This is a genomic window from Aquabacterium sp. OR-4 (genome assembly GCF_025290835.2).
Classification (GTDB): Bacteria; Pseudomonadota; Gammaproteobacteria; order Burkholderiales; family Burkholderiaceae_C; genus Pseudaquabacterium.
Genome location: NZ_JAOCQD020000002.1, coordinates 142,532 through 152,044 on the forward strand (window position 1 = coordinate 142,532; position 9,513 = coordinate 152,044).

General features: G+C 71.8%; 8 protein-coding genes. All 8 read left to right on the plus strand.

All coding sequences use genetic code 11. From position 1 onward, the window contains the following. The first annotated feature begins 28 nt into the window (after positions 1-28). Positions 29-784, plus strand: coding sequence for a hydroxyphenylacetyl-CoA thioesterase PaaI (gene paaI / locus N4G63_RS12825; protein WP_314599771.1), 756 nt, complete (start codon positions 29-31; stop codon positions 782-784). A 2-nt stretch (positions 785-786) separates the two neighbouring features. After that, positions 787-1,311: a 1,2-phenylacetyl-CoA epoxidase subunit PaaD gene (paaD, locus tag N4G63_RS12830; RefSeq protein ID WP_260786691.1), complete on the plus strand. Its 525-nt coding sequence runs from the start codon at positions 787-789 to the stop codon at positions 1,309-1,311. Then, positions 1,308-2,411 carry a 1,2-phenylacetyl-CoA epoxidase subunit PaaE gene (gene paaE / locus N4G63_RS12835; protein WP_260785871.1) on the plus strand — a complete coding sequence of 368 codons (1,104 nt, stop codon included), beginning with the start codon at positions 1,308-1,310 and terminating at the stop codon, positions 2,409-2,411. The genes paaD and paaE overlap by 4 nt, the downstream gene beginning before the upstream one ends. Before the next feature lie 5 nt (positions 2,412-2,416). Continuing rightward, entirely contained in the window at positions 2,417-3,019 is a 603-nt protein-coding gene (locus N4G63_RS12840) for a TetR/AcrR family transcriptional regulator (protein ID WP_314599772.1), read from the plus strand. A gap of 82 nt (positions 3,020-3,101) precedes the next feature. Then, a complete protein-coding gene (gene pcaF / locus N4G63_RS12845; RefSeq protein ID WP_314599773.1) occupies positions 3,102-4,310 on the plus strand; it encodes a 3-oxoadipyl-CoA thiolase in 1,209 nt (402 codons plus the stop codon). Positions 4,311-4,452: 142 nt separating this feature from the next. Next, positions 4,453-5,598: an ABC transporter substrate-binding protein gene (locus tag N4G63_RS12850; RefSeq protein WP_260785875.1), complete on the plus strand. Its 1,146-nt coding sequence runs from the start codon at positions 4,453-4,455 to the stop codon at positions 5,596-5,598. Between the two features lie 26 nt (positions 5,599-5,624). Next, a complete protein-coding gene (paaZ, locus tag N4G63_RS12855) occupies positions 5,625-7,676 on the plus strand; it encodes a phenylacetic acid degradation bifunctional protein PaaZ (protein ID WP_260785876.1) in 2,052 nt (683 codons plus the stop codon). A 93-nt stretch (positions 7,677-7,769) separates the two neighbouring features. Beyond that, the gene (locus tag N4G63_RS12860) at positions 7,770-9,383 is read left to right on the plus strand and encodes a ProQ/FINO family protein (RefSeq protein ID WP_314599774.1); all 1,614 of its coding nucleotides are present in this window, start codon (positions 7,770-7,772) and stop codon (positions 9,381-9,383) included. The last annotated feature ends 130 nt before the right edge of the window (positions 9,384-9,513 follow it).

The following is a 9,513-nucleotide window of genomic DNA, read 5'->3' on the forward strand; positions in this document are numbered from 1 at the left end:
GCCCCCAGCCACCCTTGATGTCTTGCCCATGAGCCACAGCCCCGAACCCAGCCTGGCCGAGCGCGTGCGCGACGCGATGTGGGCCAACGACCATGCCGTGCGCGGCCTGGGCATGCAGGTGCTGGCCGTGGGCGCGGGCACGGCCACGGTGAGCATGGCCGTGCGCCACGACATGGTGAACGGCCACCAGCTGTGCCACGGCGGCCTGATCGCCACGCTGGCCGACTCGGCCTTTGCCTACGCCTGCAATGCCTACAACGAGGTCACCGTGGCCTCGGGCTTCGCCATCGAGCTGCTGGCGCCGGGCCAGCTGGGCGATGTGCTCACCGCGCGCTGCGTGGAGGTGAGCAAGAGCGGGCGCACCGGCGTCTACGACGTCGAGGTGCACAACCAGCACGGCATCGCCGGCAAGGCGCTGAAGGAAGCGCGCTACCACCAGCAGCACGCTGCCGACTGGGTGCTGCGCCTGGCCGACGGCACCGATGCGTCGCGCCAGCGCGTCGATGCCGCGCTGGCCGCGCTGGCCCGCTACATCCCCGAGCTGTTTGCCGACGACGCAGCCGACCAGGCAGCGGCCGCCAACGGCTGGGGCCCCGCCCGCGCCGCGCTGCGCGAGGCCTGGGAGGCCGAGGTCACGGTCGTGTTCAGCGAATGCGGCCTGGCCCTGCCGGCCGCGGGCCAGTTCGTCAGCACAGGCAGCACCGGCGTGCACACCGAGCACATGGGTCGCATCCTGGCCGAGCTGCAATACCTGCAGCGCGCCTATCCCGGCGGCGTGTGGTGAACATGTGCGGCGCCGAGGTGCTCAGCAAGGTCGAGGCCGCCTGGCGCGTGCTCGACACCGTGCCCGACCCCGAGGTGCCCGCCATCTCGGTGCGTGATCTGGGCATCGTGCGCGATGTGCTGCTGGGCGATGCTGGCGATCTCACCATCGTTGTCACGCCCACCTACAGCGGCTGCCCGGCCACCGAGGTGATCAACCAGTCGATCACCGATGCGCTGACCGAGGCCGGCCTGGGCCCGGTGAGCGTGGCACTGCGCCGCGCCCCGGCCTGGACCACCGACTGGATCAGCGAAGCCGGCCGCGACAAGCTGCGCGCCTACGGCATCGCCCCGCCCGGCCCGGCGCTGGCCGAGGGCGAGCAACCGATCCGCTTCATGGCCCGGGTGAGCCAGGCACCCGCCATCGCCTGCCCGCGCTGCGGCAGCGCCCACACCGAGCGCCTGTCGGCCTTTGGCAGCACGGCCTGCAAGTCGCTGTACCGCTGCATCGCCTGCAAAGAACCCTTCGAGCACTTCAAACCGATATGAGCACCCCCCTCTTCCATGACCTGACGGTGCGCCGCATCGAGCCCGACACGGCCGAGGCGGTGATCGTGAGCTTTGCGGTGCCCGAGGCGCTGCGCGAGGTGTTCGGCTTCACGCAGGGCCAGTACCTGACGCTGCGCGCCACCATCGATGGGCAGGATCTGCGCCGTTCGTACTCGATCTGCGCCGGCGTTGACGATGGCGAGCTGCGCGTGGGCGTGCGCAAGGTCAAGGGCGGCGTGTTCAGCCACTGGATCCACGAGCGCCTGCAAGCCGGCGCCAGCGTGGCCGTGATGGCACCGCAGGGCCGCTTCTTCGTGCCCATCGAGCCGGCCAGCGCACGCCACCATGTGGGTTTTGCCGGTGGCAGCGGCATCACGCCGATCCTGTCGATCATGAAGACGGTGCTGGCGCGCGAGCCGAAGAGCCGCTTCACGCTGATCTACGGCAACCGCTCGCTGCAGTCGACGATGTTCAAGGAAGAGCTCGAAGACCTGAAAAACCGCTACCTCACCCGCCTGGCCCTGCACCATGTGTTCAGCGACGAGCCCACCGACGCGCCCTTGAACATGGGCCTGATGAACCGCGACAAGCTGGGCCATTTCCTGCGCAGCGTGGTGCCGGCGGCCGGCGTGGATCACGCCTACATCTGCGGCCCCTTCCAGATGAACGACGAGGCCCAGGCCGCGCTGCTGGACGCCGGCGTGCCCGAGGAGCGCGTGCACATCGAGCGCTTTGGCGTGGCGCCGGGCGCCAGCGGCGCTGCGGGCCAGGCCGTGGGCGCCGTGGTGCACGAGGCCCGCCCGGGCGATGCCGAGCAGTCGCGCATCGTGGTCATCCGCGACGGCCTGCGCCGCGAGTTCGACTTCCGGCGCGAGCAGCCCAGCATCCTGGACGCGGCCTCGGCCGCCGGCCTGGAGATGCCCTTCTCGTGCACCTCGGGCGTGTGCGGCACCTGCCGCGCCAAGGTGCTGGAGGGCGATGTGCGGCTGGAGCGCAACTTCGCGCTCGACAAGAGCGAGCTGGCGGCCGGCTTCGTGCTGTGCTGCCAGGCGCATCCCGTCACCCAGCACGTGGTGCTGTCCTTCGACGAGAGAAGCTGAACCGGATGGGACGCGGACGATCCGCCGGCTACGACGACCAGCGCGAGATGATCCTCGCGCGGGCCGGCGAGCTGTTTGCCAACCGCGGCTATGCCGCCACCTCGATGAACCAGGTGGCCGAGGCCTGCGGCCTGAGCAAGGCCACGCTGTACCACTACTACCGCGACAAGTACGCGCTGCTGGTGCAGCTGGCCGAAGGCCATGTGCAGCGCCTGCACGCCCTGGTGGCCGAGGTCGAAGGCGAAGCCCTGGCGCCCGAGCCGCGCCTGCGCCGGCTGATCCAGCGCTTTGTGGCCGAATACGCCGATGCCCAGCATGCCCACCGCGTGCTCACCGAAGACGTGAAGTTCCTCGAGCCCGAGGATGCCCGGCGCGTGCTGGGCCTCGAGCGCGAGGTGGTGGCCGGCATGGCCCGCGCCGTGGTGGCGGTGCGCCCCGATCTGGACGGCGAGCAGATGCCCAAGCCGCTGACCATGCTGCTGTTCGGCATGATCAACTGGATGTTCACCTGGATGCGGCCCGATGGCGGCCTCAGCCACGAGGCCATGGCGCCCATCGTGGCCGACCTGTTTCTGGGCGGATTGCCAGCCGTGAAACCGCCTATCTGAACCGGCCCCACGCCCTGCTACAAACGCCGGCGCAACCCATTCAACCCCCGCCCTGCGGCGCTTCAAGGAAACACCCCGCACCATGAGCCTGACCGCCAACGCCTGGATCATCGACGGCATCCGAACGCCCATCGGCCGCTACGGCGGCGCGCTGGCCGGCGTGCGCACCGACGACCTCGGCGCGATCCCGATCCGTGCCCTGATCGAGCGCAACCCCGGCATCAACTGGACCGCCGTCGACGACGTGATCTACGGCTGCGCCAACCAGGCCGGCGAAGACAACCGCAACGTCGCCCGCATGGCCGCGCTGCTGGCCGGCCTGCCCGCCGCGGTGGCCGGCGTCACGCTCAACCGCCTGTGCGGCTCGGGCCTGGATGCCGTGGCGATGGCCGCGCGCACCATCGCCGCCGGCGACGGCCAGCTGCTGATCGCCGGCGGCGTGGAGAGCATGACCCGCGCCCCCTTCGTGATGGGCAAGGCCGACAGCGCCTTCTCGCGCACAGCCAAGATCGAGGACACCACGATCGGCTGGCGCTTCGTCAACCCGGCGATGAAGGCCGCCCACGGCATCGACTCGATGCCCGAAACCGCCGAGAACGTGGCGCAGGAGTTCGGCATCGCCCGCGTGGATCAAGACGCCTTTGCGCTGCGCTCTCAGGCGCGCTGGCAGGCCGCCCACGAGGCGGGCTATTTCAGCGGCGAGACCGTGCCGGTGAGCCTGCCCACCAAGAAGGGCGAGCCGGTGCTGTTCAGCACCGACGAGCATCCGCGCGCCACGACGCTGGAGGCGCTGGGCAAGTTGAAGGGCGTGGTGCGGCCCGATGGCTCGGTGACCGCCGGCAACGCCTCGGGCGTCAACGACGGCTCGGTGGCCCTGCTGCTGGCCGGAGATGCCGCGGTCAAGCAATACGGCCTGAAGCCGCGTGGCCGCGTCATCGGCTGCGCGGTGGCCGGCGTGCCGCCGCGCATCATGGGCATCGGCCCGGCGCCGGCCACGCAAAAGCTGCTGGCGCGCATCGGCTGGTCACTCGACAGCGTGGACGTGATCGAGCTGAACGAGGCCTTTGCCGCGCAGGGCCTGGCCGTCACGCGCCAGCTGGGCCTGGCCGACGACGATGCCCGCGTCAACCCCAACGGCGGCGCCATCGCCATCGGCCACCCGCTGGGCGCCTCGGGCGCGCGCCTGGCCCTCACCGCGCTGCGCCAGCTGGAGCGCACCGGCGGCAGGCGGGCCATCGCCACCATGTGCATCGGCGTCGGCCAAGGCATCGCGATGGCCATTGAACGTTGACCCCCCCGAAGCGGCTTCGCTGCCTCCCCCCAGGGGGCGCCGCCAGTGGCCCGGCAAAGCCGGCTCCACGGCGACCGCTGGGTTGCCAGCACCGCACCCTTGGTACCACTGCCACCTGTTCCCACCTTCGAGGAGACAAGACATGAACATCAAGCATCTGATCGCCGCCGCAGCCGCGGCCCTGGTCGCTGGCAGCGCGCTGGCCGACATCACCGTGGGCGTCACCGTCTCGGCCACCGGCCCGGCGGCCAGCCTGGGCATCCCCGAGAAGAACACCGTCGCGCTGATGCCCAAGACCATTGGCGGCGAAAAGGTCAACTACATCGTGCTGGACGATGCCAGCGACACCACCGCCGCGGTGGCCAATACGCGCAAGCTGCTCACCGAGCACAAGGTCGACATCATCCTGGGCTCGACCACCACGCCCAACTCGCTGGCCATGATCGACGCCGTGTCCGAGGGCAAGACGCCGATGATCTCGATGGCCGCCTCGGCGCGCATCGTCGAGCCCATGGACGACAAGCGCAAGTGGGTGTTCAAGACGCCGCAGAACGACATCATGATGTCGCTGGCCATTGCCGAGCACATGGCCAATGCAGGCGTCAAGACCGTGGCCTTCATCGGCTTTGCCGATGCCTACGGCGAAGGCTGGTTCCAGGAGTTCGGCAAGGCCGCCGGACTGAAGCGCCTGAACGTGGTGGCCAGCGAGCGCTACGCGCGCAACGACACCTCGGTGACCGGCCAGGTGCTCAAGCTGATGACGGCCAAGCCCGATGCCATCCTGATCGCCGGCTCGGGCACGCCCGCCGCGCTGCCGCAAAAGACGCTGAAGGAGCGCGGCTACACCGGCAAGATCTACCAGACCCACGGCGTGGCCAATGCCGACTTCCTGCGCGTGGGCGGCAAGGACGTGGACGGCACCATCCTGCCCTCGGGCGGCGTGCTGGTGGCCGAACAGCTGCCCGCCAACCACCCGGTCAAGAAGAGCGCCATGGCCTATGTGGCGGCCTACGAGGCGGCCTACGGCAAGGGCACGGTCAGCACCTTCGGCGCGCACGCCTGGGACACCGGCCTGCTGATGCAGGCCGCCGTGCCGGTGGCGCTGAAGAAGGCCAAGCCCGGCACGCCCGAGTTCCGCGCCGCGCTGCGCGACGCGCTCGAGCAGACCAAGGAGCTGGCTGGCGCCCACGGCATCTTCAACATGTCGCCCAAGGATCACCTGGGCCTCGACCAGCGCGCCCGCGTGATGGTGCGCATCGAGAACGGCACGTGGAAATACGTTCCCTGAGCCATCGCCACTGCTGAGCACCCACGATGTCCACTCCCGTCCTCCAAAGCTTCATCGCCGGCCAATGGATCGGCCAGCAGGCCGCGCAAACCCTGCGCAGCGCCGTCACCGGCCAGCCGGTGCATGCCACGCACGCCGAGGCCATCGACTTTGGCGCGGCGCTGGCCCATGCCCGCACGGTGGGCGGCCCGGCGCTGCTGAAGCTCGACTTCCAGCAGCGTGCGCAAGTCCTCAAGGGCCTGGCCAAGCACCTGCTGGAGCACAAGGAGCGGCTGTACGTCATCTCGGCCCACACCGGCGCCACGCGCGCCGATGGCTGGGTGGACATCGAGGGCGGCTCGGGCACCCTCTTCGCCTATGCCAGCGTGGGCGGCAACGAGCTGCCCTCGGGCAACCTGGTGCACGAAGGCCCGGCGCAAAGCCTGGGCAAGACCGGGCGGTTTGCCGGCAGCCACATCCTGGTGCCGCGGCGCGGTGTGGCGGTGCACATCAATGCCTTCAACTTTCCGGTCTGGGGCCTGCTGGAAAAGTTTGCGCCCAGCTTTCTGGCCGGCATGCCGGTGATTGCCAAGCCGGCCAGCGCCACCAGCTACCTCACCGAAGCCGCGGTGCGGGTGATGCTTGAATCGGGCCTGCTGCCCGAAGGCGCGCTGCAGCTGATCATCGGCGGCACCGGCGACCTGCTCGACCGGCTCGATGGCCAGGACGTGGTCACCTTCACCGGCAGCGCCGACACGGCCGCCAAGCTGCGCGTGCACCCCAACATCGTGCGCCACAGCATCCCCTTCAATGCCGAGGCCGACAGCCTGAACTGCGCCATCCTCGGCCCCGATGTGCAGCCGGGCGACGAAGCCTTCGACCTCTACGTCAAGGAGCTGGTGCGCGAGATGACGGTCAAGGCCGGCCAGAAGTGCACCGCCATCCGCCGCGCCATCGTGCCGCGCGAGCGGCTGGATGCGGTGGCCCAGGCCGTCAGCGCGCGGCTGGCCAAGGTGGTGATCGGCGATCCGTCGGCCGAGGGCGTGAAGATGGGCGCCCTGGCCTCGCATGCCCAGGCCGCCGATGTGGCCGAGCGCGTGGCCCTGCTGCGCCAGGGCGCCGAGGTGGTGTACGACGGCAACCCGACGCTCAAGCCCGTGGGCGAAGGCACGGCCGAGGGCGCGTTTTATGCGCCGGTGCTGCTGGCCTGCCACCACCCGCTGGCCACCGACGTGGTGCACGATGTCGAGGCCTTCGGCCCGGTGTCCACCCTGATGCCCTATGACGACCTGGACCAGGCCGTGGCCATTGCCGCGCGCGGCCGAGGCAGCCTGGTGGGCTCGCTGGTCACGCGCAGCCCGGCCGTGGCGGCGCAGCTGGTGCCACAGCTGGCCGCCTGGCACGGCCGCGTGCTGGTGCTCGATCCTGAAGCCGCCCCCGAATCCACCGGCCACGGCTCGCCGCTGCCGGGCTTGAAGCACGGCGGCCCGGGCCGCGCCGGGGGCGGTGAAGAGCTGGGCGGCCTGCGCGCCGTCAAGCACTACCTGCAGCGCGCGGCGGTGCAGGGCTCGCCCAGCATGCTCAGCGCCATCACCGGCGAGTACCTGCGCGGTGCCGCCCGCATCGAGACCGAGGTGCACCCGTTCCGCCGGCACTTCGAGGATCTGCAGATCGGTGAAAGCCTGCTCACCCACCGCCGCACCGTGAGCGAGGCCGACATCGTGGCCTTTGGCGGCCTGTCGGGCGATTTTTTCTACATGCACTTCGACGAGATCGCGGCCAAGGACAGCCCCTTCGGCAAGCGCATCGCGCATGGCTATTTCGTGTTGTCAGCGGCCGCCGGCCTGTTTGTCAGCCCGGCGCCGGGGCCGGTGCTGGCCAACTACGGGCTCGACAGCCTGCGCTTCGTCAAGCCGGTGGGCATTGGCGACACCATCCAGGCGCGCCTGACCGCCAAGCGCAAGATCGACCGGCTCAAGGTCGACGCCAAGGGCCAGGGCCAGGGCGTGGTGGCCTGGGACGTGGAAGTGAGCAACCAACTGGGTGAACTGGTGGCCAGCTACGACATCCTCACCCTGGTGGCCAAACGGCCGGCGTGATCCTGGGGATCAAGCGGGCCGCGCGGCGAGGCTGAAAGCACCGACAATGCGCGCTGCTTTTTCAGCGCGCCGCCGACCGAAGCGGCCCCCGACATGTCCGATCTGCCCCTGACGCCCGGCCCTGACCAGGCGCCTGCTGCCCCCTCCACCGCCGCGGGCACCCTGCCTGATACGGCCCAGGCTTGCCCGCCGGCTGCACCTGCACCTGTGCCGGTGCAGGCCGACACCGGCGTGGCCGCGGCCGAGGTGGCTGCGGCCGCTGACGCTGACGCTGACGCTGCTGCTGCTGCTGCTGCTGCTGCTGCTGCTGCTGCTGCTGCTGAAGTTGTGGCTGACGTGGCCGCTGAAGCCGCTGTGGCCGCTGTGGCCGCTGAAGGCGCTGCGGCCCCTGCCGCCGCCGCTGCCAGCCCCGCGGCCCAGCCCGACGCTGCGCCGTCCGAGCTGGCCGAGGCCGATCTGGCCACGGCCGCCGCCGAAGGCAGCGACAGCCCCGAAGCCGCCGCGGCCGAGCCGGGTGACGCCCCCGCGGCTGAGGGCCAGGGCGGTGGCCGCCGCCAGGATGTCGACCTCGACGCCGTGGCCGCGGCGCTCAAGCAGCACTTTCCGGCACTGTTCGGCGCGGCCCACAAGCCGCTGAAGCTGCGCATCCAGTCCGACATCCAGGCGCGTGCGCCGGGCGTGTTCACCAAGCGTGCGCTGGGCGTGTTCTTCCACCGCTACACCGGCAGCACCAGCTACCTGATCGCGCTGTCGCAAGGCAGCGAGCGCTTCGACCTCGACGGCCAGCCGGCCGGCGAGTTGAGCGAAGAACACCGCAACCTGGCCGCCGAGGAAGTGCAGCGCCGCCGCGCCCTGCGCCGCGAGCGCGAGCAGCAGATGCGCCAGAACCAGGGCGAACGCCCGGCCGGCGACCGCCGTCGCCCGCCGCGTGCCGATGGCCGTGGCCCGCGCCCCGCCCCGGGTGCCCCCGCCGCCGATGGCACGGCCACCGCCCAGGACGCCGCTGCCGGCGCCGCGGGCACGGCCGAGGCGGCTGCCGGCACTGCCGGTGCACGCCCGCCGCGCGCCCCGCGCCCGGATGGCGCAGCCCGTGGCGAACGCGGCGAACGCGGCCCGCGCCGCGACGGCGGCGCTGCGCGCCCCGACCGCGGCCCCCGCACCGATCGCCCGGCCGGTGATCGCCCAGCCGGTGACCGGCCCGCAGGCGACAGGCCCGCGGGCGAGCGCCCGGCCGGTGATCGCCCGCCGCGCGCCGATGCGGGCGAGCGCCGCGGCCCGCGCCCGGGTGCCGGTGCGGGCGAAGGCCCGCGTGGCGAACGCGGCCCGCGCCCGCCGCGCGGCGACCAGCCCCAGCGCTCGCCGCAGGCCGAGCGTGGCGGTGACGCCCGCCGCGACGGCCGGCGCGAACCCGGCCGCGACGGCCCGCGCCAGGATGGCCGCCCGGGCCCGCGGCACGACGCCCGCGACCACCGCCCCGATGCGCAGCGCCAGCGCGAAGCCGCCGAGCCGGTGGACAACAGCCCGCTGCCCACCGATCCGGCCGAACGCGCGGCCTTCGAGGCCCGCCGGGCGCGCGCCACGCTGCTGCGCGAGTTCGAGCGCAGCCCGCTGTCGGCGGCCAACTTCTGCGTGCTCAAGGGCCTGAAGCCCGCCGATCTCGAGCCCCTGCTGGCCCAGGCCCGCAGCGAGCGCGGCGGCCCGCGCTGACCCTCGGCGCAGCGTCGGCGGCCGGCGCTGCGCACCCGGCTTGCAGCCCGGGCCGGCCGGGCCCGGCGCGCCGGCGCCGCGATGTTGGCGCGCGGCGGCCCCTGAGCGGGCACCCTGGCGGGTTGGCGGC